A 26,457-nucleotide genomic window follows, 5' to 3' on the forward strand; every position below is an offset into this window, starting at 1 on the left:
GCTAGAGTGGTGAACGATGAATAAGCAGAATCATATTTTGTATTCTGGGCTCATTGCGATCTTGATCATCGTCTTGGGTTGGATGATTGCGTCTCCGTATTGGGTGCTGTACCAAATACGTCAAGCCTATGAGCACAATCAACCTGAAAAAATTGCTCAATATATCGATTTTGCCGTAGTCAAATCGAGTCTAAAACCACAAGTTAAAGACCTCATTCAACAGAAAACTGGGCTACAGCATTTACCCGAATTCGCTCAGTCGTGGGGTGGGCAGCTCAGCACAGTCCTCAGTGCAACGCTGGTCGACAGTCTGGTCAATCCAAACAGTATCATGCTGCTTTTACAAGGCAAAGCATTAAAAGAGTCGATCCAATTACCAGAAATAACCCAACTAACCAATCCGAGCATGATTAGCTCAGGGATTGAACTATTCACTCATGCTGAAAATAAGGTCGCAGAACAACCTCATACATCAACATCATCCAAAAAGGATGCAACTCCAACTACTGTCGCTTTAAAACAAAGCCAGTCCCTTGAACCCAAAGCAAGCTATAGTGCTTGGAATCGATTTGATCTGTATGTGCCGCTCCAAGGCCTTAGCGAAGCAACATATACCGTATTTAGTATGCAACGCCGAGGTTGGAGCTGGAAGATCGTTGAAATTCAACTTCCAAACGCCTCACAGAATAATGCTTCATAAAAAATAAAAGAAATAGGTGCCAGAGATGCAAGATAAAATCAAAATAGTCGGTGACCAACAGGCCGCTGACGAAATTCTGCAATTTTTAGCCAATTGGGATGAGGTTATCTGCCAATTGAAAATTGAGAATATTGCTGAATCCTGCGCAGCAGATGTGAACTTTTTTGATGCCAGTTGTGAAATGCGCGGCTTAATGGCATATCAAAAAATGTGGGAATTTTATCGGGAGTATTTTCGTGAAGGTTTAAAGGTGTTTAGGCGGGAACTGGTCATCCATGCAGAACCTGATATTGCCTTTCTGCACTGTTATTCCAAAATTGATGATAAGAGTGGGATACCAACGCCAGGGATCTCGTGGTGTCGTAACACCATTGGGATGAAAAAAACGCAGTCTCTATGGAAGATCGTTCATCAACATATTTCTGTTCCAGTGGATATTGTGACTCATCAAAGTAAAGTAATTATCTTTTAATTCATCTCAAAACACAGTATGAAAACAGAGCCATGTCGCTCTATTTTTTTTCTTTGCAAATCATTACATGAAATGCGTATGCAGTTCTAAAACTTCAGCCTAAATTAAAAAATAATGACCATCGTTCAGGATAAGAAAATGGATCATAAAAATAATAAATTAGCGCAAGATTTTGAATCATCACCATCAGGTCAAAAGCAAGGCTTGCAAGACCTGAACGCCTCGAAGCAAATGCCCCCTGCAGATTTACATAAAGTGATTCGAATCACGGCAGGATTCATCATCGGCAGTTTGCTGATTGCGGCCTTATATCTTGGTAAAGATATTTTTATTCCATTGGCACTCGCAATCTTATTGGCTTTTTTAGTTGACCCTTTGGTGATGAAACTCCGAGGTTGGGGACTACCACAGATGCCATCGATATTTATTGTGGTCGGTTTGGCTTTGGCGATTTTGTCCGGCGCGGCCTCTTATTTGGGTTATCAACTGGGGCAATTAAGCCAAGAGTTACCGCAATATCACGGTACGATTCAAAAGAAAATGGATTCTATTCGTCAATTTGCACGCGGCCCGAGTGTTTGGGATGGCGCAAAAACCACCATAGATACTGTTGAAAACTCGATAGATGATGTGGTGCCTGAAGAGAAAAATCCTAAAGTGCAGCAAGTGGAAGTGGTTGGACAACAACAAACCACGGCTGAAGCGGTCATGGCTTGGAGTGAGCGGGTGCTCAATCCCTTGGCAACCGCAGGTATTGTATTTTTATTTGTGATTCTGATTTTGGTCAATCGGAAAGATTTGCATGACCGTTTCCTTAAGCTGCTGGGCGGCAATTTAAATATCGGAACAGACGCACTAGATGAAGCCGCCAATCGTATCGGTAAATATTTACGTATGCAGCTGATGGTCAATGTGACCTACGGTATTCCGATGGCCTTGGGACTTTGGTTTATTGGGGTGCCGGCAGCAATTATGTGGGGAATGGTGGCGATTGTGATGCGCTTTGTTCCCTATGTCGGCCCAATGATTTCTGCGATTTTCCCCATTGCATTGGCTTTTGCGGTAGATCCCACATGGAATATGGTGCTATGGACAGTGGGTTTAATTTTGCTCTTGGAATTGGTCAGTAATAATATTATTGAGCCTTGGTTATATGGGGAAAGTACCGGACTTTCAACCTTAGCCATTATTATTGCCGCCATGTTTTGGACGGCTGTGTGGGGGCCGATTGGTTTAATTTTATCGACGCCTTTAACCGCATGTTTATTGGTGCTTTCGAGCTATGTACCATCCTTAGGTTTTATTAAAACCCTGATCGGTAGTACACCTGCATTGGCACCGCATGAGCGCTTCTATCAAAGATTAGTCGCTGATGATGTGCAAGATGCCATGGATGTTGCACAGACTTTTATTGCTGAAAAGTTACCGAAGGATGCGACGGATGAAATCAAGGCACGTCGGGTTAATGCGTTTTATGCCAAAGTCGCGATTCCAGCCATACGGATTTTTTCGAGAGGCCACAACACCGAGGCCAGTGCTGAACATCGACTACGTTTACATCAGGGATTAAAACTGTTTAATCATAGTTTTCAACGGGCATATCCAGTGGCACAGCAGGATCAGAAAGCAGCGGTGTTATGTATCGGGGCACGTTGGGAAATTGATGTTCAAGTATCGGCTATGTTGGCGCATAGCCTAAGCTTAAGCGGTATTCCGGCTCAGGCTTTTAGCGACGTATTGATACAAAATCAGCATCAAAGTATAGATGATATCCAAGAGGATATTCAGATCGTATGTATTTCGATTTTCCATACAGCACCAGAAACTCAAATTCGCCTTTTAAGCCATGTTTTTAAGGCACAGTTTCCAGATAAAAAACTGATTTTTGCACTGTGGAGCTGTGATGAGATATCCCAATTAGATGCGATCAAAGAAAATTTCACCGTCGATGCAGTGGTCAATAATATGAATGACTTGTTATTAACCATTGAAGCTTTTCAATTGAAGCAGGGTGAATCTTGGTTGGATGAGCCTGATCCTAGTGTTGAAGCGCAGCGCTTAAAAGCATTAGAAGAACTGAATGTTTTGGATGAGCGGAATTTACCGATCTTTGAACAATATATTGAAGAAGCTCGACAAGCCTTCGATGTGAAATATGCACAAATTTCTTGGGTCAAGCAAGACTGGGTCTATACTCCAGGTAGCCCTTTGGCTCAGGCTACCGAGCAACCGATGCAGGTGCGCCAGTCGAAACAAGACTCAATCTGCAGCCATTTGGTGTATCAAAATGAACGCTTGATTATTGAAGACTTACAACGTGACCCACGCTTTGCGCATTTACCTGAATTGATGCATAACCGCATTCGCTTTTATGCAGGCGTTGCACTTAGAGACCGTAATGGGGTGGCATTGGGAAGTTTCTGTGTTTTAGATCGGCAGCCGAATCAAATGACCGATGATGATATGAGTCTTTTAAAAGACCTAGCGGCAGATTTGATGAATACGCTCAGTGATGAAAATGCGAAACGAAAAAAATGTGAAGAGATACAGCAACTGAATGATTCATCTCTATAAATTTAAATCATGTAGCAGATCCATTTAAACTGGAGTTTCAGTGAAAAGCATTCTAAGATGGCTCTAATATAATTATTCGAGCCAAAGACATGAACAAAAATAATGTCATCTGGCAACTTTTATTGGGCTACGTTGCTGCATTGGGTTGTAGTGTGAGTTTTGCTCAAATTCAAGGAAATTATTTTTCACATAAGGATTGGGAAATCGCTTGTGATAATACGGGGACTTGTCGCGTTGCAGGTTATCAAGCGGAGGGTAATCAGCCCGCTATTTCTGTATTATTACAACGTGCTGCGGGCGCTCAAGCGCAAGTCAGCGCACGAGTGAAACTCGATCCTGAAACGTTAAGTGCGGCAAATAAACCGCTTCAACTTTACACTTTAGGTAAAAATCAGGGAACTGTGCAGCTTGATGCCAAAACTGCGGAAGGTCAGTTAAGTGCAGCTCAAACTCAAAAACTGATTCAAGCCTTACAAGCCAATCAACCGATTGTGTGGAAAGGCAACAACAAAACATGGTTATTGTCTGTGCAGGGCGCTAGTGCGGTTTTGCTCCGTATGGATGATTTTCAAAAGCGCATAGGGACAAATTCGGCATTATTGCGTAAAGCCAATAGCAGTTCGGCCAATGTACTCAAACCGAAAAGTATTCCGAAAGTGTATATTCAAAATTATAGTAAGGGCTTACAAACACGGTATGCCGTCAATGCGCCCACAGCCAAACAATTATTTGGCTTGATTAAGAAAAAAACCATAGTGGAAGATTGTCCTCAACTCTTTGATGCAAATTTCTTAGAGGATGATCGAGTCGTGGTGTTTCCAATCAATGGAAAAAATGCCTTGGTCGAAGTGCCATGTTGGCGTGGGGCATATAACAGTGGTAATGGCTATTGGCTGATGGATCGTAACTTAAAGCAAATCAAACAATCCGTGACCTTTTCTGGAAGTGGGTTTAGTGAAGGACAAATTTTCTCCAACCAACGTGGACGAGGCATTGGCGATTGTCAAAGTAAAGGGGAATGGTCGTGGAACGGTCAGCGCTTTATCCAAACTTATATGGCAAAAACCACACAGTGCAAAGGATTTGCTGGCGGTGCATGGGAAATTCCAACCTTGGTCTATCGCGTTCAACTCGACTCTTAATTACAAAAAGCCCTGATATACAGGGCTTTTAAATCATATAAAGTAGTTTTTATCGGCTTAACATGAATAACCAACAATACTAAAAACGTTTTGGAATTTTTTGTCCGCCCACAACAGGTGATTCAGCGCTTTTCAACACACCAAATAGCCATGTTTCGGCATGATGAACAGCTGCTTTGAGCTCATCACCTAAGGCTAATCGCCCAGCTATAAAACTCGCCAATGAGCAGCCTGAGCCGTGATATTCCCCATCTAGTCGTGGACAACGGGTTTCAGAAACTAATTCACCCTGAATGTACAACGAGTTTTGGATATAGTCTGGCGTATTTTCATGGCCACCTTTTACTAATACCGCTTGAGCGCCCATCGCAAAAAGTTTTGCTGTAGCTTTAGATATGTCGTCTTCACCTGTGAGTGCGCGTAATTCTACGGTATTAGGTGTAAGCACAGTGGCAAGCGGAGTCAATTCCGCAAAGGCTTTGACCAACGTTGCTTGATCGCCCAAAGAACCACCACTATTGGCAACTAAAACGGGGTCGAGAACATAATGATATTCGGGATGTTCACGTAAAAACTCAGCGAGAGCCGCGATATTTTCAGTCGTTCCTAACATTCCTGATTTTACACAGCGAATAGGGAGGTCGCCGACGACAGCATGTGCTTGAGCCAACAATAACTCGCGAGAGGTTGCTTCAAACGAATACACTTGTTGTGAGTTTTGAACGGTTAATGCTGTACACGCAATGGCAGCATGTGCACCACTTTGACCAATGGCTTCAATGTCCGCTTGCAGTCCTGCACCACCTGAAGGGTCAAGACCTGAAAAGCACAGTACAGTAGGGCGCACAATGATGTCCTTATTACACAAAATTTACGATAGTATAGGCAACTTTGAGCGAACACTCGATAGTATTTTTGCAGAAGTGAATGGATAAGGTAAAAGCTGTGATTAAGAATATATTGATCGATCTCGATGGAACATTAACAGATCCAAAAGTAGGCATTACCACTTCAGCACGCTATGGACTGGCGAAAATTGGACATCCCATTTCGGATGAGACCAATATCGATTGGATCATTGGGCCGCCTTTAAAAGCCTCTTTGGCAAAAATCCTCAATGTCGATGTACATAATGTACTTGCAGATCAGGCTTTACTAGGTTATCGCGAGCGCTTTGGCGTTACCGGTTTATTTGAAAATAAAGTCTATCCTGCCGTTGCCGAAACTTTAGCAACTTTACAACAGCAAGGTTTTCGCTTGTATGTTGCTACAGCAAAGCCGACGGTCTATGCTCGCCAAATTTTAGAACATTTTGATTTGGCACAATATTTTACTGTGATCTATGGCAGTGAACTGAACGGTGAGCGCACCAACAAAGGAGATTTAATTGAATACATTTTGCAGCAAGAACAGTTGGATGCGAAGGAATGTGTGATGGTGGGAGACCGTGAGTACGATATTTTAGGCGCACGCCGTAATGCAGTGCCGAGTATTGCTGTGAACTATGGTTATGGTAGTGCAGAAGAAATTCAAACGGCTGCACCGGCTTTGGTGATTGATCGTTTTAGCGATTTGATTTCGAGTATTGAGCAATTGCAGCAGCAGAAAGTGTCGTAGTTGCACCGAACCTAATGAATGATGCTGATTATTTAAAGATAATCAGCAAAATCAGAAAAATCAGCCCACAGAAAAACCATTTGAGCAAAGGTGACTCATCATTTTTGATGGTTTCTGCTTCGAGTGCGATACCATGTTTGTCGTAAACAAATACAAAATGTGCATTTGCGCTTAGTGCCATTTCTTGAATGGCTCGTAGCTCGAGCGCGCTGACTTCTTCACATAAGCGTTCTTTTAACTGAATAAAAATAACCGGTTGTCCAAACTCATACCACTTGAAGTGGATCTGTTGTATGAGTTGGTTGAAGCACTGTTCTGCAACATGATAGTTTCGGACAAAACTTCCGCGTTCTATAAACGCCAGAGGGCAGTTTTGTTCGGCTACCATTTGATGATCACGCGTTAAAACTTGCATTTGATCATTATGGATCTGTACCCAAACTGCGTCAGGAAAAGACGCTAATTTTTCTTTTAACATCACTTTTAGATTTCATTATTTTTTTAATTACTAGCAGTATGTCATTAAAATTTAGAGAAAAATATAGCTGAGATATAAAAAAACACATCGATCTATCGAGTTTTTGTTTTAAAATGTCTTTCGCAGTTTTGTCACTTTGAATTTTTAACTTCCACGATTGAAATATCTAACGCTTAAGTAGGTTTTTAAAACCATTATCCTTTTTCTAGAAAACTGTTTCTCATCTGATTTATGTAATCGACCTTGTAACTATTTCAGGCTTTTGAAAAAATTCAGACAGAAAACAATAAAGCTGAATGCTATGTCCAAATCATTTTTATTCCCTACTCAGTGGCTCAAACCTTTGCACCCACGTGATCCACATGAGCATCATCGTGTCGCGACCTCTTTAGAATTGCTTTTTGACTTGATCTTTGTGGTCGCGATCGCAACAGCAGGGCAGCAACTGCATCATGCCATTGTTGAAAATCATTTGGCTCAGGGTTTAACGCTGTATGGCATGGTGTTTTTTGCTTTGTGGTGGGCGTGGATGAACTTTAGTTGGTTTGCCTCGGCATATGATAATGATGATGCGCTCTATCGAATCTTAACTTTCGTACAGATCATTGGCTCTTTGGTCATTGCTGCTGGTATTCCAAGCGCTTTTCAAAAGCAGGATTTTGACGTAATTGTGATTGGCTATGCCATTATGCGTCTCGGCTTAGTTACGCAGTGGTTTCGCGTTGCTAAGCATGATCTGTCCCGTCGGAACACTGCATTACGCTATGCGTTTGGAATCATACTGGTACAAGTGGGGTGGCTGTTCTTTCATTTTTCGCCGCTGCATTTCACCGTTTATCTTTTCATTTTGCTCGCAATTGCTGAACTGTCTGTGCCAGTTTTTGCAGAGGCTGCAAGCCGTACACCTTGGCATGCGCATCATATTGCAGAGCGATATTCACTGCTCACCATTATCGTTTTAGGCGAATCTATTGTTGGATGCTCGATTGCCATAACCGATGCTTTAACGAATCAGCGTTTTAGTACTGAACTGATCTTTTTGATGGTAGGCGGCCTGATGATGATGTTCACCATGTGGTGGTCTTATTTTGATACCAGTATTGCAGAGCGTTTAAATAGCCGAAAAATGGCATTTACTTGGGGGTATGGACATTTCTTTGTCTTTATTAGTATCGCGGCGATTGGTGCAGGTTTAGCTGCCGCAGTTGATGTAGTTTCGCATGAGGCACTGATTAGTTCTGAAAAAGAAAGCTACTTTGTGGCGATCAGCCTTGTGATTTATACGACAAGTTTATATTTACTCCATGAATTGCATCATCAAAGTGGTTTTAGAAAACTTTTATATCCTTTAACCGTAGTGATTGTTTTGTGTATTCCGTTGTTTATCACACCCGCAGGTTATGCAATATTTGCGATGGCAGTGGTATATGCACTAAGGCTGATTCTATCGACGTGTTATTTGAAGGGCTGATTCTCCAGCAAGAAAAAACCGCCATTTATGGCGGTTTTCTATATAAAGTCACTTTTTTCTATCTTGAATCAGTTTTTTAAGTTGGTGTGTAGTAGTTGAGAAGTTTTTACTGCTCTCATCTTCATCAGTTTTTTCAACTTTTATAAATTCTTGATATCTTTTAAATTCAGAATTGAAGAATTCTCTAATTAATTGCATTTTGTATTGTATGCGATACTCTTGTTTTTCGTCTTCTGATAGATGTAGATATTCGCTATCTGCAATATCACGCGCTAGAACACTAATTTTAGAAAGGCTCAATTCTTGTTGCTGAATTTCCATTAGATGCCTAAGCATTTTATAAAGTAGGGCGATCAGAATAGATACAAGGGTTAATATTAAAAAGGTTAATGGTAGGCGCTTAATAAGTAAAATATAAGCTTGTTCTAGTGTGTCGACTGTATCTGAATTTGCTAGTGATGTAATATTTGACCACGCGCAAAAAAAGAGAATACTTAAAATTAATAATGGAATTACACTTAACCAATAATAAGTGTGTTTGGAGTCATTTGTCCTTTTATTAAACCCAATTAAATTATCAGGGACTAAATTGACTTCTTTTGCTAAGTTATCTTTTTTGAATTCTAACTCTGTAATATTGGCTTCAATTTTAATATTTGTTTTTTTCAAGTCTTCATTATTTGTTTTTAATCTGTCTAACTCTGTATTTTTAGCTGAAATTTGTGATTCTAAAGTCTCCTTTTTTGTATCTAAATTTTGTATTACTGATTTGATATCATCCTTAGTTGATTCCAACTCTTCAGTTTTTTTGTTTAGCTCCGCAATTAATGATTCTTTTTCTATTATATATTGATCAATCTCCTCTTTCTTCTGATTGATTTCATTTTTACCTTTTTGAATTTGTGCTTTGATATATTCAAATTCTTTTGTGAATTCGGCTCTATCATCAAATAGTTTTTTTAGATAGCTAACCTCTTGATTAAATGCTTCAAGATTTAAACCAAATATCCAAAAATCTGTAATTTTTACACTTTTGGAAGAAAATAAATTATCTCGGTCATATTTTATACTAATACTTGAAACAGTATCTTTAATAATAAAAACTATTCGTCCTTTATCATTGATTTGAGATTTAATTGTTTTTACAGAGTTGTTGGCTAGATTTGTATAGCTAAGTTCAAATTTACCTTCATGCGCAGGTTTGAAGCCTATTGTATTAATAAATATAAATTCATCAAAAATTATTTTACCTGTTTGATTAGATAGTTTGTATTCATCGACCTGATTTTTTAATAATTTAACTAATTGATTATTGCTTGCTGTTTCAGTGCAAGCGAGATCTTTTGCTGTGTAAATCTGTATAAATAGTTCATCACTAATTTCTTTGGTATTTAGTTCATTAGCTTGATTATTTAGTTCTTCAATATCTACGGATGTATTCATTGTTACCTCTATATTAATATTTTTATAAAGTAAAAAAAAAGGAGGGAATGATCCCTCCCTTTAGAAAAAGGTGAACAACAATATTATCTTACCAGCTTAACGCACCACCAGTTTGGTAATCCGTTACGCGAGTTTCAAAGAAGTTCTTCTCTTTACGTAAGTCCATCATTTCTGACATCCACTGGAATGGGTTATTCACACCAGCAAATTGTTCCGGTAAACCTAATTGGCTCAAACGACGGTTACAGATGAACTTCAAGTATTCTTCCATCATGCCTGCATTCATACCCAATACACCGCGTGGCATAGTGTCACGTGCATATTCGATTTCAAGCATTGTACCTTCAAGAATCATTTGAATGATTTCTTCTTGGAACTCAGCAGTCCATAGGTGAGGGTTCTCGATCTTGATTTGGTTGATCATGTCGATACCAAAGTTCAAGTGCATAGATTCATCACGTAAGATGTATTGGAATTGCTCAGCAACACCATTCATCTTGTTACGACGACCCATAGACAAGATTTGGCTGAAACCACAGTAGAAGAAGATACCTTCAAGTACGCAGTAGAACGCGATCAAGTTGCGAAGCAAGATTTGGTCGTTTTCAGGTGTACCTGTTTTGAACGTAGGATCACTTAAAGATTGTGTATATTTTAGACCCCAAGCTGCTTTACGAGCCACTGAAGGAATTTCACGGTACATATTGAAGACTTCGCCTTCGTCCATGCCTAAAGATTCGATACAGTATTGGTAAGCGTGCGTGTGAATCGCTTCTTCAAATGATTGACGTAAGATGTACTGACGGCATTCAGGGTTGGTAATGTGACGGTAGATTGCAAGAACCAAATTGTTTGCAACCAATGAATCCGCAGTCGAGAAGAAACCTAAAGAACGCATAACAATGGTACGCTCATCTTCGGTTAAGCCATTTTCAGACTTCCAAAGTGCGATGTCATGGTTCATGTTCACTTCTTGCGGCATCCAGTGGTTTGCACAACCGTCTAGATATTTTTGCCAAGCCCATTCGTATTTGAACGGTACAAGTTGGTTTAAGTCAGCGCGGCAGTTGATCATCGCTTTATCGTCAACTTGAACACGCTGAGCACCCATTTCTAGCTCTTCTAAGCCAGGTGCAACGTCTAGATTTTCTAGAGCGTTAGATGCTCTTGCCAACGGATCGGTTGGATCTGTTGGTCGATTTGTACTGGTTCGAGCGGGTTGTGCAGCTGCCAAATTCGGCGATGAGTGCTGTGCATTAGATACCACTTGCGAATCAGTCGTTTTTTGCGGTTCGACGGGCGCAGGCTGGTGAGCTTGTGCAGCTTGTTTCGGTTCATCATCTTCGAAATCGTCCCAACTTAGGATAGACATAACAGTTCTCTCTTCGTTGCTTTATATCTTTTATAGACATCCAGCGTCGCTGAGATGTCCTACTATACGCTCAATTTGTGTAAGCAAAATTAAGTTTTGTCGATCACTGCTCTAAAAGTGTTCGGTAGAGCAAATATCCCCACTACTTATTTTGATTACGCGATTTATATGCCTTGAACCAGAAATAGGCGATCGGGACATAAAAAGTCAAAATAAAGGAAACCACCAAGGCGATAAGCCCTAACTGATAGTTATGCGTCATATGTGGCATGGTGATTTCCTAATTATTGCTAATCCATTCAAATGAACGGATTAGCTATATTTTGTAAGTAAATTGATAGCTTAAATACCAAGTATGGTATAGCTGTCAAAATACATATATCCCATAGTGTTTTGATTAATTTGAATATTTTAGAGCAAATTAAACTAATACACTTCAACAAAACATGTGCTACATAAGACTCTCTGAATCTCAATGCCCACAGTATTGTTATTGTAAAACTTACAACCGCTTGAAGAGACTTACGTTCTTCAGTGGTTAAATCAATTTTTCTTCCAAAGATATCTTTTCTTTTTTTCATAATCGTTCCTTTCAGAATAATTACGCTATACGCGGCCAACGTTATAGAGATTTTCAGAGAGGCCACGTGAGTAGCCTAATTTCTGATTTCGATACCTTTAGTTAATTACTGACAAGCTTCACAATCAGGGTTGTCAATTGAACATGCCATAGGCACTGGAGCTGCTTGACCAAAACCTTCTTCTTCAGCAGCAACTTCAGCTTTAGGTTCTTCTTTCGCAACAGCAGTTACAGGTGCTGCAACAGTAGCAGGCTTAACTGCGTTCAATGCGCCAGTGTTAATGGTTGATTTCTCAGCAGAAGTCGCACCTAATGCACGTAGGTAGTAAGTCGTTTTTAGACCACGTAACCATGCCATTTTGTAGGTCATGTCGAGTTTCTTACCATTTGCACCAGAGATGTAAAGGTTAAGAGACTGAGCTTGGTCGATCCATTTTTGACGACGTGATGCAGCATCCACAATCCAACGTGGCTCAACTTCGAACGCAGTCGCGAAGATTGCTTTAAGCTCTTCAGGAATACGTGCAATTTTTTGAACCGAACCTTCGAAGTGTTTCAGGTCGTTGACCATTACAGAATCCCAAAGACCGCGATCTTTTAACGCACGTACTAGGTACGGGTTGATCACAGTGAATTCACCAGAAAGGTTAGATTTCACATACAAGTTTTGGAAAGTTGGTTCGATTGATTGAGACACGCCACAAATGTTCGAAATTGTTGCAGTCGGTGCAATCGCCATCACGTTTGAGTTACGCATACCGTCTTTTTGAACTTTAGTGCGTAAAGCATCCCAGTCCAAACGTGTTGTACGGTCAACTTCGAACATACGGTCAGGACGTGCTTTTTGTACGATATCTAAAGAGTCAATTGGCAAGATACCTTGATCCCAAAGTGAACCTTTAAATGTCTCGTAAGTACCACGTTCAAGTGCCAAGTCGCTAGATGTTTGAATTGCGTAGTAAGAAATCACTTCCATAGATTCGTCAGCGAACTCAACCGCAGCATCAGAACCATAAGCCAATTTCATTTCGTATAAAGCATCTTGGAAGCCCATGATACCCATACCCACTGGACGGTGTTTCAAGTTCGAGTTACGAGCTTGTGGAACAGCGTAGTAGTTGATGTCAATTACGTTGTCGAGCATTCGAACAGCAGTTTTAACTGTACGAGCAAGCTTTTCACGATCTAACACACCACCTTGAACGTGTTGTACAAGGTTGATTGAACCTAAGTTACATACTGCGATTTCATCTTCGTTAGTGTTCAGCGTAATTTCTGTACACAAGTTAGAAGAGTGAACTACACCAACGTGTTGTTGTGGTGAACGTAAGTTACATACGTCTTTGAATGTGATCCAAGGGTGACCAGTTTCAAACAACATAGACAACATTTTGCGCCATAAGTCTTTCGCACGGACTTTTTTATGTAGCATGTTGGTTTCTTTCGCAATGCCTTCGTAGTAAGCATAGCGTTCAGCAAATTCTGCACCTGTTAGGTCATGCAAATCAGGTGTTTCAGATGGTGTGAACAGAGTCCATTCAGCATCTTCGAATACACGTTGCATAAACAAGTCAGGAACCCAGTTCGCTGTGTTCATGTCGTGTGTACGACGACGGTCATCACCTGTGTTCTTACGAAGTTCTAGGAATTCTTCGATGTCCAAGTGCCAAGTTTCAAGATATGCACATACTGCACCTTTACGTTTACCACCTTGGTTGACTGCAACAGCAGTATCGTTGGCAACTTTAAGGAACGGTACAACACCTTGTGACTTACCATTCGTACCTTTGATGTACGAGTTAAGCGCACGAACTGGAGTCCAGTCATTACCTAAACCGCCAGCCCATTTAGACAACATTGCGTTATCACGCATTGCGCCATAAATGTTGTAAAGGTCATCTGAAATCGTTGTTAAGTAACAGCTAGATAACTGTGGACGTAAAGTACCAGAGTTAAATAGAGTAGGCGTAGATGCCATGTAATCGAAGCTAGACAATAAATTATAGAATTCGATTGCACGTTCTTCACGGTTTTCTTCGTTCAATGAAAGACCCATTGAAACACGCATGAAGAATAATTGTGGTAATTCGAAACGTACGCCATCTGAGTGGATGAAGTAACGGTCAAATAAAGTTTGTAGACCTAAATAAGTAAATTGGTTTGAGCGTTCTGGTTGAATCGCAGCAGCCAATTTTGCAAGGTCAAAGTTAAGTAGTTCTGGAGAAAGAAGATCAAGCTCGATACCTTTCTTCAAGAAAGTTTCTAAAGCGTCGCCTTCATTCGTGTCACTATCTAAACCTAAGAACTCTAACCCTGTAGCAACAAGGTCGTTACGCAATAAACGCGCAGTCACATATGTATAGTTTGGTTCTTGTTCGATACGTGTACGAGTAGCCATCATCATGGTCGTTGATATGTCTGACTCTTTTACGCCGTTATAAAGGTTTTTTACAGTCTCATCGATAATCGCTCGAACATCGATGCCTTCTAAACCTTCAGCTGCTTTAACAATATTTGCCTCAAGTGCGCCAAGATCAAGCGGTTTAAGCTGACCGTTTGAACCTGTCACTTGTAAAGTAGGGTGGTGGTGAGCACCAGTTTGTTTACGAGCTTCGGCACGTTGTTCGCGGTAAATCACGTAAGAGCGAGCAACTTTTTGCTCACCTGTACGCATAAGCGCAAGTTCAACCTGATCCTGAATTTCTTCAATATGAATGGTACCGCCAGAAGGTAAACGACGGTTAAAGGTATTCAATACCATCTCAGTTAATTGAGAGATACGGTCATGAATACGGCTGGAGTCAGCGCTTTGCTGGCCTTCAACGGCCAAGAACGCTTTACCAATCGCCACAGAGATTTTTTCTGCATCAAAAGGTGCAACGTCACCGGTGCGTTTAATCACCTGAATTTGACCAGGGGTTGAATTCGTTACGCTCATGCTAGCATAGCTCCATTTGTCATCTATTTTTATGTTAGGACCGTTTGAACTGGGCAATTTTTATGCCACAGTGTTTGAGGTTTAAACACAAGACCTAGTGGTTTAAAAATTTATTGAACACAAGATACGGGAAAATTCAGGGTATATCAATATTGACATTTATTTAAAAATTTCGGTCAGTCCGAACTGCCTTCCATTGCGTAAAAATCCCTATTTTTTATCTTTGTTATATATGCCTTATCCGACAAGGGCATAGCATAGCAAAGTCGAAAAAGAGTGCTTATAGATAACATTGTGGATAACTTCAGAAAGCCTAAAAAGTTGTGAATTAATCAGTCAGTTTTTATTCGATGAAAATGTATCCAAATTTATAATTGTTGGTATTGTGAGCAATAGGGCATGGAAATGATTGGTAAATACGGCTGCAAAAATGTAGCAGGTTAAAATTTATTACAAAATACGATATTGATGTATCAGTTTGGTGAATGCCATCTTGTTTACAATGTAAACGTGTGTATATTGCAAACTATGTTTAAGCGTATCTATCGGATTTCAAATAGGATACGCCCAATCAAATAAGGGGCAATCAATGAGCCAAGAAGAAAAGTTACCTAAAATTTTAATTGTTGAAGACGATGAGCGTCTTGCTCGTTTAACTCAAGAATACTTAATCCGTAACGGACTTGAAGTTGGGGTAGAACCAGACGGTAATCGTGCGATTCGCCGTATTATCGCTGAACAACCAGATATGGTATTACTCGACGTGATGCTTCCGGGTGCCGATGGTTTAACCATTTGTCGTGAAGTTCGTCCACACTACCATCAACCAATTTTAATGTTGACTGCACGTACCGAAGACATGGACCAAGTTTTGGGTCTAGAGATGGGTGCAGATGACTACGTTGCAAAACCTGTTCAACCTCGCGTTCTACTTGCGCGTATTCGTGCATTATTACGTCGTACAGACAAAGCACCAGAAGATGAAGTTGCACAGCGCATCGAATTTGATGACCTTGTGATTGATAACGGTGGTCGTTCTGTCACGCTCAATAATGAGTTGGTTGACTTTACCAGTGCGGAATATGACCTTTTATGGTTATTGGCATCTAATGCGGGTCGCATTCTTTCTCGTGAAGATATCTTTGAGCGTCTTCGTGGTATTGAATACGATGGTCAAGACCGTTCAATCGACGTGCGTATTTCACGTATTCGTCCAAAAATTGGTGATGATCCAGAAAACCCGAAACGTATTAAGACCGTACGTAGTAAAGGTTATTTATTCGTAAAAGAAACCAACGGCATTTAATGTAAAATACCGTCCCTTAGTTTGGCAAAGTAGGACACTTTTACGTGTTTAAACACAGTATATTTTTGCGCGTTTATGCGGGACTACTGATTTTAGTCTTTTTAGTCGCTACATTTGGCTATTTGCTGGTGCAAATCATTAACTACCAGCGTGCGCAAGAATATCGTGAATCGCTTACTGACGGTTTGGCTTTCATTATAAGTGAAGGTATTGCACGTCAGCCAAATGAACAACAAAAGTCAGATTGGGTGTCAGATGCATCCGATCTACTTGAGTTGCCTATTTATTATGTAAAAGCTAATCAGGTTGATTTAACCCGAGCGGAAACAAAACGTATAGAAGAGCGTAAAGCTGTAGTGCGTTGGGACGCACAAACCACAGCAGCTTATATTATTATTGGCTTAAAAGATGACCCTGCACATCTACTGTATATCAAAGCCGATAATATTTCAGAACGCCAAATGAAGGCGTTGCCTGTCTTTATACTGGATTATTTGGTTTATTACCCAGGTCAAGAAAAACAATATCTTGAAAAAATTCAGCATCATTTTTCATATCCAATTTCAATTCAAAATGTTCAGAGTTTACCTTTAGATTCTGAGCAAATCGGCCGATTACGCTTAGATCACAGCATTATTTTGTATCGTGACAGTGCGACGGAGCGCGGCACGACCATTTCGATTGTATCGCCAATTCCAAGTTCAACTTCAGAAGTCTTGGTCATGGGGCCGGTACCATTATTTAATTGGATGCCTTTCCAGTTGGCAGCGGGTATTACGCTACTGAGCTTGTTTGTCTTGAGCTTGGGTGTTTATGGTCTATTGGTGCCGATGCAACGTAAGCTGCGTGCTGTAAATTATGCGTTAAATAAAATGAAGGGCGGGGACTTATCTGTACGTCTGCCTGTCGAAAGCACGGATGAGTTTGGTACTTTAGCATCGAGCTATAACTCCATGTCAGATCATATTGAGCGTTTAATTGAAGCTCAGCGTGAGTTAATGCGCGCGGTATCGCATGAACTGCGGACACCCGTGGCACGTATTCGCTTTGGTGTAGAAATGATGGCGGATGAAGATGATTATGACTACCGTCAGCAGCAAGTCGAACAGATTGATAAAGATATTGAGGCTCTAAATACTTTAATTGATGAAATCATGACTTATGCCAAACTTGAGCAGGGCATGCCATCTTTGGAGTTTGAAGATGTTAGCTTGTTTGAAGTTTTAGATCAGGTCCTGATTGAAACTGAAGCCTTAAAGACTGGGAAAACCTTGGAATTGCAAGCACCACCAATTGGAGTAGTTGTGGAAACCGAGCGTCGCTATTTACACCGTGTTGTACAAAACTTGGTGGGGAATGCAGTGCGATATTGTGATGATAAAGTGCTGATTAGTGGTGGTGTGAATGATGAAGGTATGGCTTATATCTGTGTTGAAGATGATGGCCCCGGTATTCCAGAAGAAGATCGTAAGCGTATTTTTGATGCCTTTGCGCGTTTAGATGATAGTCGTACCCGTGCTTCAGGGGGCTATGGTTTAGGCTTATCGATTGTTAGTCGTATTGCATATTGGTTTGGCGGGACTATTGATATTGATGAAAGTCCAATATTAGGTGGAGCGCGTTTCACCATGACATGGCCTGCAACTCGTTTTAAGAAAAATAAACCGAAGTTAGATATTAAAGAGCCGAGTACCAATGAAAATTAAGTAAGCTTAGATATGTAGCTAAGCTGATTTTAGTGAATGATAAGTATAAAAAGCCATTTAATTTGAATGGCTTTTTGATATCAGTTTTCTACTTATTCCGTAATTGTTGCATCGGGTTCAATAATAGGTTTGCCATTTTTTAATGCGGCAAGAGCATCTGCATTAAAATCGATGAGTAAGGAGTTGTTTTTAGCATCGATAGAATAATTGCTAATGAGTTTTTGATCACCGTTTAAAGTCTCAAGTTTATATTCATCTGCAATATTCATAATCCCGTTAAGGTTGGTTGTTGCAGAAGCTAAATCTTGTCGTAACAACTCATAAATATCACGTAAATCAAAAATGGCATTTTGAGCATCAGGATGCTTATCTAAGTAGCTTTTAATATGGTGAATCACCAATTGTGCAGATAGAAAATAATCGGGTTTATGCGTAAATTCTAAAGTCATTATTGTCTCTCCGTTGTGATTGCTTTTTGTGTTTTAACTACAAATATCACACTCTTTGTGGGTCGTGTCAAAGAATTGCAAAAAAGTCACAAGAAGCTAAAAAAAGCCTTTTTTCTTTGTGCTAATTCAACTTGTTTTTCATTTTAGGGGTAAGATCAAAGCTAATAGATGGAATCAAACAGGCAACCAATTTGAAACAAGATGGAATTTATTTAATAAATGATACGGCCATGAAAATTTAATACATGAGCTAAAAGTTGAAGGATTTGTTCATGAAACTGAACAGTCATAGTTTTCTGTTAAAATCGCATAAATGTAATAATTAATAAAAAAATAAGATCTAATCTAATTAAACGATTAATCCTAAATTTAAGGGAGTAAACCCAATTTAAATGCTGAAATGATTAAAAAATCATCCTAAAGACGAATATCGATAAGCTAGCAAGAAGCCTCCTCAATCAGGTACAATTGGCGGGATTAATTTTGTGTTTGGTGTATTTGAAGGCCAATACATACATTCTTTGTTAATAAATAGGCCTGCCAGGAGTTATCCCCGCATGAGTGCCATTACTCCATACGATTGGGCAATTATTGCCTTCGTGATCGGCGTTACATTCCTTTGCGTCTTTATGCTGACCGTCCCTTTACTCCTTGGGGGTAAATCATGGGGTCGTGCTAAGCAAGAGCAGTTTGAGTCAGGTGTAGTAGGTGCTGGTGGTGCACGTATTCGCTTGTCTGCGAAATTCTATTTAGTTGCGATCTTCTTCGTGGTGTTCGATATCGAAGCACTTTACCTTTATGCATGGGCATCTTCTGTTCGTGAAACTGGGTGGGTTGGTTTTGCAGCTGCAGCAGTCTTTATTTTAGTTTTACTTGCTGGTTTGGTTTATGAATTGTCTTCTGGTGGTTTGAATTGGTCACCTTCTGACAAGCGTAAAGCGGCGGGAATTAAACCTAAAATTGGTTCGCCAAATATGGATATCGCAGAAATCACACGCTTTAACTCTATTGAAGAGTTGGTTATGGACCCTACAGGTCAAATTCCAGCGCAATCATCTGGTCGTGTGAAATCTAAGTCACCGACTGCATCATCTGACAAGGAGTAAGACGGGATGAAATATACATTAACCCGTGCGAATCCGGATGCTGATCAATATCCACTTCAAGAGCGTCAAATCGTTACCGATCCGCTTGAAGAAGAAGTGAATAAAAATGTGTTCATGACTCGTTTAGAGGATGTTGCACATACAGCAGTAAACTGGGGTCGTAAAAACTCAGTTTGGCCGTTCAACTTTGGTACATCTTGCTGCTACGTAGAGTATGCAACGACTTTAACAGGCGTGCATGACTTGTCACGTTTCGGTGCCGAGGTTATTCGTGCTTCACCACGTCAGGCTGACTTGATGATTGTTGCAGGTACATGCTTCATGAAAATGGCGCCTGTAATTCAACGTTTGTACGAGCAAATGCTTGAGCCTAAATGGGTAATCTCAATGGGCGCATGTGCAAACTCTGGTGGTATGTACGACATTTATTCAGTTGTACAAGGTGTGGATAAAATCATCCCTGTCGATGTGTATATCCCGGGTTGCCCACCACGTCCTGAAGCTTTAATTCAGGCATTGATGTTATTGCAAGACCAGATTCAACTTGAGCGCCGTCCTTTATCGGCCGTGATTGGTGATGATCTTAAGCCAGTGTATAAGCCAAAGATGATGCCAGAACGTGACCGTAAGAACGCACAGCGTATTGCAGTGAAAAACTTACGCTCAATGGATGAAATTAAATAATCACTGCGACGAAATATTGATACACCCGGACTGGGTGTAATTGTCGTTTTGATTGACTGAATTTGTATTAAATAGGAAGCCAAGCCAATGGCTGAAACTGACATTGCTATGCCAGAATCAACTCCAGTTGATTCCCGCCCTGCATTTGCAATTGTAGAAGAGCTCAAAACCAAATTTGGTGAGAACTTCTACGTGCAAACGACTTTTGAAGACTTTCCAACAGTCTGGGTTGAGCGCGCACGTGTACAAGACGTTTTAATGTTCTTGCGTACGGTGTCACGTCCATACGTGATGCTGTTTGACTTGTCTGCGGTTGATGAGCGTTTACGTACACACCGCGATGGTCTGCCTGCATCTGACTTCACTGTGTTCTATCATCTGTTATCGCTTGAGCGTAACAGTGATATTCGTATTAAAGTTGCATTGAATGAGTCAGATTTGAACATTCCAACGGCAACCAACATTTGGCCAAATGCCAACTGGTACGAACGTGAAGCTTACGACATGTTTGGTATCAACTTCGAAGGGCATCCAATGCTCCGTCGTATCTTGTTGCCAACATATTGGGAAGGTCACCCGTTACGTAAAGAATATTCTGCACGTGCGACCGAATACACGCCTTATCGCCAAAACCAAGCGAAACAGGATTACGAACAAGAACATCTTCGTTTCGTACCTGAAGATTGGGGTATGAAGCGTGGGAACGATGATGAAGACTTCATGTTCCTAAACTTGGGTCCTAACCATCCATCTGCGCACGGTGCCTTCCGTGTGATCTTGCAGTTGGACGGCGAAGAAGTGAAAGACTGTGTTCCTGACATCGGCTATCACCACCGTGGCGTGGAAAAAATGGCTGAGCGTCAAACATGGCACTCATTCATCCCGTATACAGACCGTGTTGACTACTTAGGTGGTTGTGCGCAAAACATGCCTTACGTTCTTGGCGTAGAGCAAATGGCAGGGATTACCGTTCCTGATCGTGCACAATGTATCCGTGTCATGATGTCTGAATTGTTCCGTATCAATAACCACTTATTGTTCATTGGTACTGCGATTCAGGATGCCGGCGGTATGACCCCAGTATTCTATATGTTCGCTGACCGTCAAAAAATCTATGACGCGATCGAAGCGATCACGGGTTACCGTATGCACCCAGCATGGTTCCGTATCGGTGGTACAGCGCATGACTTGCCAAACAACTGGCAGCACCTCATTCGCGAAATCCTAGATTGGATGCCGAAGCGTATGAACGAGTACTACACTGCAGCACTGAAAAACTCAGTGTTTATCGGTCGTACCCGTAATGTTGCTCAGTATGATGCTAAATCTGCATTGGCTTGGGGTGTAACGGGTACTGGTCTACGTGCTACAGGTATTGATTTCGACGTTCGTAAATACCGTCCTTATAGCGGCTACGAAAACTACGACTTTGATGTGCCTTTAGAGTACGAAGGCGATGCTTATGCACGTGTTCTTGTTCACTTCCGTGAAATTGAAGAATCGCTGAAAATCATCAAGCAATGTTTAGACAACATGCCTTCTGGTGCATACAAAGCAGACCATCCACTGGCTGTTCCACCACCAAAAGATAAAACTTTACAAGACATCGAAACATTGATTACGCACTTCTTGAGCGTGTCATGGGGTCCTGTAATGCCAGCAGGCGAAAGCTCTGTAATGGCGGAAGTGGTAAAAGGTGCGTCGAACTACTACTTGACTTCAGACAAGTCAACGATGAGTTACCGTACACGTATCCGTACACCAACCTTCACGCACTTACAGCAAATGCCTTCTGTGATTAACGGCAGCTTAATGTCTGACTTAATCATTTATTTAGCGACAATTGACGTCGTAATGGCTGACGTGGATCGCTAAGGGGTAATCGCATTATGATGATTTTGACTGACAAAAAACCACGTGTGAATGTTGAAGGGATTTTAACTGCGGAAGAAATCCACGATATCGAACATCACATTGGTCACTATCCGTACCCACGCGCAGCATGTCTTGATGCTTTGAAGTGTGTACAACGCCGTAATGGCTGGGTAGATGATGCACAGATGAATGCTATTGCGCAATTGCTTAGCATGAGCCTTGCAGACCTAGAAGGTGTTGCAACTTTCTATAACCGTATTTACCGTCAACCAGTTGGTCGCCACGTAATTTTATTATGTGACTCGATTGCTTGTTTCTTGATGGGTGCGGAAACACTTGCTGAAGCATTCCAGCGTGAATTAGGCATTTCATTTGGTCAAACGACTGCAGATGGTCGCTTTACTTTATTGCCAATTTGCTGCCTAGGTAACTGTGACAAAGGTCCGACGTTAATGATTGACGAAGACACTCACGGTCTAGTTGAAGTGACTTCAATTAAACAGTTATTGGAGAAGTATGTATGAATACTGAACCAAAACCAATTTATGGCGACGGTAACCCAGAAACTCACCCATTAACTTGGCGTTTGAGTAAACAGGAACACGTTCGCAGTGCAGATGATTACGAAGCACTTGAAGGTTATGCAGGCTTTAAGAAAGCTGTTGGCATGCAACCGAAAGAAGTGCTTGAAGTGATCAAAGCTGCGACTGTAAAAGGTCGTGGTGGTGCGGGCTTCCCTGCAGGGATCAAATGGTCGCTTATGGCGCCAAATGATAACTCAGGCCCTCGTTACCTCATCTGTAATGCCGATGAAATGGAACCTGGTACCTTCAAAGACCGTCTGTTGATGGAAAAACTTCCTCATCAGTTGATCGAAGGTATGTTGATTGCTGCTTATACATTAGAAGCAACACAGGGTTATATCTTCATCCGTGGTGAATACGTCGAAGCGGCTCAATACTTAAATGAAGCATTGGACCAAATTCGTGCCAAAGGTTACTTGGGTGAAAACATCTTAGGTACAGGTTGGAACTTCGAGTTACACGTGCATACCGGTGCGGGTCGTTATATCTGTGGTGAAGAAACTGCATTGATTAACTCGCTTGAAGGTCGCCGTGCGAACCCTCGTACTAAACCGCCATTCCCACAAGTTGCAGGTGCTTGGGGTCGTCCTACGATTGTTAACAACGTAGAGACTTACAACAACTTACCCGCAATTATGCTTCGTGGTCCTGAATGGTATATCGGTTTATCTGAAGGTAAGTCGAAAGATCCAGGTACTAAAATTTATGGCGCTTCAGGCAAAGTAAAATTCCCAGGTCTTTGGGAGCTTCCATTTGGTACAACTGCGCGTGAAGTGATTGAAGATCATGCTGGTGGTATGCGTGATGGTTTAAAACTCAAAGCATGGTTACCGGGTGGTGCTTCTACAGACTTCCTTGCTGCTGAACATATTGACCTTCCTATGGATGCTGAAAGCATCATGAAAGCAGGTTCACGTTTAGGTACGTGTTTGCTCATGGTAGTCGATGAAACTCAGTGTATGGTTTCAGCAACCCGTAACTTAGAAGAATTCTTTGCGCGTGAATCTTGCGGTTGGTGTACACCATGCCGTGATGGCTTACCTTGGGCGGTTAAAGCGCTTAAAGCCTTGGAAGATGGCACAGGTAAGAAAGAAGATATCGATCACTTACAAGAACTGACTCGTAAGCTTTGGATTGGTAAAACTTTCTGTGCGCATGCTCCAGGTGCGATGGAACCGTTAATGGGCGCACTCAAACATTTCCGTGGCGAGTTTGAAGCTAAAGTCGTAAATGCGGCAGCTCAAACTAGCAACGTAGAACAAGCTTAAGGAATTCGACTATGGCTACAATTCATGTCGATGGAAAATCGTATGAAGTCAACGGCTCAGAGAACTTGCTACAAGCATGTCTTAGCCTTGGCATCGACATCCCATACTTTTGTTGGCATCCATCCTTAGGTTCTGTCGGTTCTTGCCGTCAATGTGCTGTGACTCAATACGCGAATCCTGAAGATACTCGCGGTCGTTTAGTTATGTCATGTATGACGCCTGCATCTGACAATACCTACATCTCGATTGAAGATGACGAAGCAAAAAATTTCCGTGCTTCTGTTGTTGAATTCTTGATGACCAACCACCCACACGACTGTCCAGTCTGTGAAGAGGGTGGTCACTGTCATTTACAAGATATGACTGTAATGACTCAGCATGATCGTCGTCGTTACCGCTTCACAAAACGTACGCATTACAACCAAGAGCTAGGCTCTTTCATTTCTCATGAAATGAACCGTTGTATCGCGTGCTACCGTTGTGTGCGTTACTACAAAGATTATGCAGGTGGTACGGACTTTGGTGTGTATGCAAACGCTTCGCGTGTTTACTTTGGTCGTCCAGAATCAGGTGCTTTAGAATCTGAATTCTCTGGTAACTTGACTGAAGTTTGCCCAACAGGTGTATTCACAGATAAAACTCACTCTGAACGTTATAACCGTAAATGGGACATGCAGTATGCGCCAAGCGTATGTCAAGGCTGTTCTTCAGGTTGTAACATCTCTCCGGGTGAACGTTATGGCGAACTACGTCGTGTAGAAAACCGCTTTAACGGTGACGTGAACCAATACTTCCTTTGCGATAAAGGTCGTTTCGGTACAGGTTATGTGAACCGTGAAGATCGTCCACGTCAACCACAATTCCGCTCTGGTGCAAATGTGACTACAGTTTCTGTAGACCAAGCATTGGATACCGTAATTGAAAATATCCAAGGCAAAAAAGTATTGGGTATCGGTTCACCACGTGCGTCACTTGAATCTAACTTCGCGCTTCGCGAACTTGTAGGTCAAGACAACTTCTCAACCGGTATGGCTCAAAAAGAGCAAAAACTTGTTGAACTTGTAGCTTCTATTATGCAAACCGAAGGTGTTTATAACCCTGGTATGCGTGAAATCGAAAGCTACGATGCTGTGTTGATTTTGGGTGAAGACTTAACTCAAACTGCACCACGTATGGCTCTATCTGTTCGCCAAGCTGCGAAAAATAAAGCGAAAGAAATGGCTGCAGAGCGCCGTACGCAAGAGTGGTTGGCTGAACCTGTACAACGTATTGCTCAAGATGCGAAATCTCCGATTTACATCTTAGCGGCAACACAAACACGTTTAGCTGATGTTGCAACAGGTGAAGTTGTTGCATCACCTAACGACATTGCACGTTTAGGTTTTGCGGTCGCTGCTGCTGTCAAAGGTGAAGTGATCTTAGGTTTGGATGACGATGCAAAAGCATTTGCACAAACGATTGCTGACACTTTAAAAGCTGCGAAAAAACCATTAATCATCTCTGGTACAAGCTTACAAGACGCATCAATCATGGAGGCTGCTGCACAAGTTGCACAGAACCTTGGTAATGCGGGCTTAACATTGACTGTTCCTGAAGTGAACTCAATGGGCTTAGCGATCTTTGGTGGTCAAAGCCTAGAACAAGCATTTGCACAAGATTACGATACCGTGATCGTGGTGGAAAATGACCTTTATCGTCGCTTACCAGCCGCGCAGGTGAATGCTGCACTTTCTGGTAAAGAAGTGATCGTACTTGATCATTCTGAAACTGAAACTGTGAAAAAAGCCAACATCGTACTTTCTGCTGCTTCATTTGCTGAAGGTGATGGTACTGTTGTCTCTCAGGAAGGCCGTGCACAACGTTTCTACCAAGTGTATGACCCAAGCTACTACAAACCAGAACTTGCGATCAAAGAATCTTGGCGCTGGTTACATGCCATTGAAACTGGCGTGAAAGGCAAAGCGATTTCTTGGACAGTTCTTGATGATGTTATCGAGTCAGTAGCGAAAAACGTTCCTGCACTTGAAGCAATTCAAGACGTAGCACCAGATGCTGGCTTCCGTGTACATGGTCTGAAAGTGGCACGTGAACCACGTCGTTACTCAGGTCGTACTGCGATGCGCGCACCACTTTCTATTCATGAACCAAAACAACCAGTCGATAAAGACTCTGCGTTGACGTTCTCTATGGAAGGTTATGTAGGTAACCAAACTCCAGCTTCACTTGTACCATTTGCTTGGTCTGCAGGTTGGAACTCTCCACAAGCTTGGAACAAATTCCAAGACAACGTGGGTGGTCACTTAAAAGGTGGTGATGCAGGCGTTCGTTTATTCGATCGTTTAGCGAAACGTCCAGCACGTACATTCGTTGCACCTGCACCAGTTGCGGTTAATGGTGAAAGCTTCCGTCTTGTACCGATGCATCACATCTTCGCTTCTGGTGAATTTACAGTGAAAACACCTGCGATGGAGTCGCGTATTCCTGAAGCAATGTTTGCTGTGGGTGAGCAAGATGCAGCACGCTTAAATGTTCAAGATGGTCAACGTATCGCTGTGAAAGCAGGGGATGCTGAAATCGTCCTTCCAGTTCAAGTAATTGAATATTTACCGACAGGTTATATCGGTTACCCAGTGGGTCTAGCACCTACAGTATCGCTTGCAGAACCTGTTTCAGTCGCGGTAGGAGTGTAATT

The 26,457-nt window shown here is 41.6% G+C and carries 20 protein-coding genes; 14 read left to right on the top strand and 6 right to left on the bottom strand.

Annotated elements, in window-relative coordinates:
- Positions 1–16: 16 nt before the first annotated feature.
- From FTV50_RS00410 to FTV50_RS00425, 4 genes are all read left to right on the top strand, one after another.
- On the top strand, positions 17–700 hold the full coding sequence (locus FTV50_RS00410) for a DUF2939 domain-containing protein (protein WP_180023133.1): 684 nt from the start codon (positions 17–19) through the stop codon (positions 698–700).
- 25 nt (positions 701–725) lie between these two features.
- On the top strand, positions 726–1,172 hold the full coding sequence (locus FTV50_RS00415; RefSeq protein ID WP_218948040.1) for a nuclear transport factor 2 family protein: 447 nt from the start codon (positions 726–728) through the stop codon (positions 1,170–1,172).
- A 138-nt stretch (positions 1,173–1,310) separates the two neighbouring features.
- Entirely contained in the window at positions 1,311–3,746 is a 2,436-nt protein-coding gene (locus tag FTV50_RS00420) for an AI-2E family transporter (RefSeq protein WP_257223836.1), read from the top strand.
- A gap of 89 nt (positions 3,747–3,835) precedes the next feature.
- On the top strand, positions 3,836–4,888 hold the full coding sequence (locus FTV50_RS00425) for a DUF1176 domain-containing protein (protein WP_180023134.1): 1,053 nt from the start codon (positions 3,836–3,838) through the stop codon (positions 4,886–4,888).
- 79 nt (positions 4,889–4,967) lie between these two features.
- Here the strand turns inward: FTV50_RS00425 and FTV50_RS00430 are convergent, their stop codons facing one another.
- A complete protein-coding gene (locus tag FTV50_RS00430) occupies positions 4,968–5,735 on the bottom strand; it encodes a hydroxymethylpyrimidine/phosphomethylpyrimidine kinase (protein ID WP_180023135.1) in 768 nt (255 codons plus the stop codon).
- 98 nt (positions 5,736–5,833) lie between these two features.
- Here FTV50_RS00430 and FTV50_RS00435 point away from each other — a divergent pair, with 98 nt between their 5' ends.
- Positions 5,834–6,505, top strand: coding sequence for an HAD-IA family hydrolase (locus FTV50_RS00435; RefSeq protein ID WP_180023256.1), 672 nt, complete (start codon positions 5,834–5,836; stop codon positions 6,503–6,505).
- 28 nt (positions 6,506–6,533) lie between these two features.
- Here the strand turns inward: FTV50_RS00435 and FTV50_RS00440 are convergent, their stop codons facing one another.
- Positions 6,534–6,986: a hypothetical protein gene (locus tag FTV50_RS00440; RefSeq protein WP_180023136.1), complete on the bottom strand. Its 453-nt coding sequence runs from the start codon at positions 6,984–6,986 to the stop codon at positions 6,534–6,536.
- Between the two features lie 298 nt (positions 6,987–7,284).
- On the opposite strand from FTV50_RS00440, the gene FTV50_RS00445 reads away from it, so the two are divergent.
- Complete coding sequence (locus tag FTV50_RS00445; protein ID WP_180023137.1) at positions 7,285–8,454, top strand: low temperature requirement protein A; 1,170 nt, start codon at positions 7,285–7,287, stop codon at positions 8,452–8,454.
- Positions 8,455–8,502: 48 nt separating this feature from the next.
- Here the strand turns inward: FTV50_RS00445 and FTV50_RS00450 are convergent, their stop codons facing one another.
- The 3 genes from FTV50_RS00450 to FTV50_RS00460 form a co-directional block, all read right to left on the bottom strand.
- Positions 8,503–9,897, bottom strand: coding sequence for a hypothetical protein (locus tag FTV50_RS00450; RefSeq protein WP_180023138.1), 1,395 nt, complete (start codon positions 9,895–9,897; stop codon positions 8,503–8,505).
- Between the two features lie 88 nt (positions 9,898–9,985).
- A complete protein-coding gene (locus FTV50_RS00455) occupies positions 9,986–11,269 on the bottom strand; it encodes a ribonucleotide-diphosphate reductase subunit beta (RefSeq protein WP_078191110.1) in 1,284 nt (427 codons plus the stop codon).
- A gap of 686 nt (positions 11,270–11,955) precedes the next feature.
- A complete protein-coding gene (locus FTV50_RS00460; protein WP_180023139.1) occupies positions 11,956–14,787 on the bottom strand; it encodes a ribonucleoside-diphosphate reductase subunit alpha in 2,832 nt (943 codons plus the stop codon).
- Positions 14,788–15,376: 589 nt separating this feature from the next.
- Between FTV50_RS00460 and bfmR the strand changes: the two genes are divergently transcribed.
- On the top strand, positions 15,377–16,093 hold the full coding sequence (bfmR, locus tag FTV50_RS00465; protein ID WP_067764711.1) for a response regulator transcription factor BfmR: 717 nt from the start codon (positions 15,377–15,379) through the stop codon (positions 16,091–16,093).
- 44 nt (positions 16,094–16,137) lie between these two features.
- Positions 16,138–17,799, top strand: coding sequence for a sensor histidine kinase BfmS (gene bfmS, locus FTV50_RS00470; protein WP_078192297.1), 1,662 nt, complete (start codon positions 16,138–16,140; stop codon positions 17,797–17,799).
- Positions 17,800–17,891: 92 nt separating this feature from the next.
- On the opposite strand, the gene FTV50_RS00475 is transcribed toward bfmS, so the two are convergent.
- Positions 17,892–18,248: a hypothetical protein gene (locus FTV50_RS00475; protein WP_078192296.1), complete on the bottom strand. Its 357-nt coding sequence runs from the start codon at positions 18,246–18,248 to the stop codon at positions 17,892–17,894.
- A gap of 557 nt (positions 18,249–18,805) precedes the next feature.
- On the opposite strand from FTV50_RS00475, the gene ndhC reads away from it, so the two are divergent.
- From ndhC to nuoG, 6 genes are all read left to right on the top strand, one after another.
- Positions 18,806–19,354 carry an NADH-quinone oxidoreductase subunit A gene (gene ndhC, locus FTV50_RS00480; RefSeq protein WP_078192295.1) on the top strand — a complete coding sequence of 183 codons (549 nt, stop codon included), beginning with the start codon at positions 18,806–18,808 and terminating at the stop codon, positions 19,352–19,354.
- 6 nt (positions 19,355–19,360) lie between these two features.
- On the top strand, positions 19,361–20,038 hold the full coding sequence (locus FTV50_RS00485; RefSeq protein WP_078191105.1) for an NADH-quinone oxidoreductase subunit B family protein: 678 nt from the start codon (positions 19,361–19,363) through the stop codon (positions 20,036–20,038).
- A gap of 87 nt (positions 20,039–20,125) precedes the next feature.
- The gene (gene nuoC, locus FTV50_RS00490) at positions 20,126–21,913 is read left to right on the top strand and encodes an NADH-quinone oxidoreductase subunit C/D (protein WP_180023140.1); all 1,788 of its coding nucleotides are present in this window, start codon (positions 20,126–20,128) and stop codon (positions 21,911–21,913) included.
- A gap of 14 nt (positions 21,914–21,927) precedes the next feature.
- Entirely contained in the window at positions 21,928–22,437 is a 510-nt protein-coding gene (nuoE, locus tag FTV50_RS00495; RefSeq protein ID WP_078191103.1) for an NADH-quinone oxidoreductase subunit NuoE, read from the top strand.
- Positions 22,434–23,765: an NADH-quinone oxidoreductase subunit NuoF gene (nuoF, locus tag FTV50_RS00500; protein WP_078192293.1), complete on the top strand. Its 1,332-nt coding sequence runs from the start codon at positions 22,434–22,436 to the stop codon at positions 23,763–23,765. Before nuoE ends, nuoF begins: the two co-directional genes overlap by 4 nt.
- Before the next feature lie 11 nt (positions 23,766–23,776).
- Positions 23,777–26,455, top strand: coding sequence for an NADH-quinone oxidoreductase subunit NuoG (gene nuoG, locus FTV50_RS00505; protein WP_180023141.1), 2,679 nt, complete (start codon positions 23,777–23,779; stop codon positions 26,453–26,455).
- The last annotated feature ends 2 nt before the right edge of the window (positions 26,456–26,457 follow it).

The sequence above is a fragment of the Acinetobacter sp. YH1901134 genome (assembly GCF_013416965.1).
GTDB lineage: Bacteria > Pseudomonadota > Gammaproteobacteria > Pseudomonadales > Moraxellaceae > Acinetobacter > Acinetobacter amyesii.

Bases quoted from the DNA above. Each gene is read 5' to 3' on its own strand.
- FTV50_RS00420 (WP_257223836.1), top strand. From the start codon at position 1,311: ATGGATCATAAAAATAATAAATTAGCGCAAGATTTTGAATCATCACCA.
- nuoF (WP_078192293.1), top strand. From the start codon at position 22,434: ATGAATACTGAACCAAAACCAATTTATGGCGACGGTAACCCAGAAACT.
- FTV50_RS00450 (WP_180023138.1), bottom strand. From the start codon at position 9,897: ATGAATACATCCGTAGATATTGAAGAACTAAATAATCAAGCTAATGAA.
- FTV50_RS00425 (WP_180023134.1), top strand. From the start codon at position 3,836: ATGAACAAAAATAATGTCATCTGGCAACTTTTATTGGGCTACGTTGCT.
- FTV50_RS00475 (WP_078192296.1), bottom strand. From the start codon at position 18,248: ATGACTTTAGAATTTACGCATAAACCCGATTATTTTCTATCTGCACAA.
- FTV50_RS00415 (WP_218948040.1), top strand. From the start codon at position 726: ATGCAAGATAAAATCAAAATAGTCGGTGACCAACAGGCCGCTGACGAA.
- FTV50_RS00445 (WP_180023137.1), top strand. From the start codon at position 7,285: ATGTCCAAATCATTTTTATTCCCTACTCAGTGGCTCAAACCTTTGCAC.
- ndhC (WP_078192295.1), top strand. From the start codon at position 18,806: ATGAGTGCCATTACTCCATACGATTGGGCAATTATTGCCTTCGTGATC.
- nuoC (WP_180023140.1), top strand. From the start codon at position 20,126: ATGGCTGAAACTGACATTGCTATGCCAGAATCAACTCCAGTTGATTCC.
- FTV50_RS00460 (WP_180023139.1), bottom strand. From the start codon at position 14,787: ATGAGCGTAACGAATTCAACCCCTGGTCAAATTCAGGTGATTAAACGC.
- FTV50_RS00410 (WP_180023133.1), top strand. From the start codon at position 17: ATGAATAAGCAGAATCATATTTTGTATTCTGGGCTCATTGCGATCTTG.
- FTV50_RS00455 (WP_078191110.1), bottom strand. From the start codon at position 11,269: ATGTCTATCCTAAGTTGGGACGATTTCGAAGATGATGAACCGAAACAA.
- bfmR (WP_067764711.1), top strand. From the start codon at position 15,377: ATGAGCCAAGAAGAAAAGTTACCTAAAATTTTAATTGTTGAAGACGAT.
- nuoE (WP_078191103.1), top strand. From the start codon at position 21,928: ATGATGATTTTGACTGACAAAAAACCACGTGTGAATGTTGAAGGGATT.
- FTV50_RS00485 (WP_078191105.1), top strand. From the start codon at position 19,361: ATGAAATATACATTAACCCGTGCGAATCCGGATGCTGATCAATATCCA.
- nuoG (WP_180023141.1), top strand. From the start codon at position 23,777: ATGGCTACAATTCATGTCGATGGAAAATCGTATGAAGTCAACGGCTCA.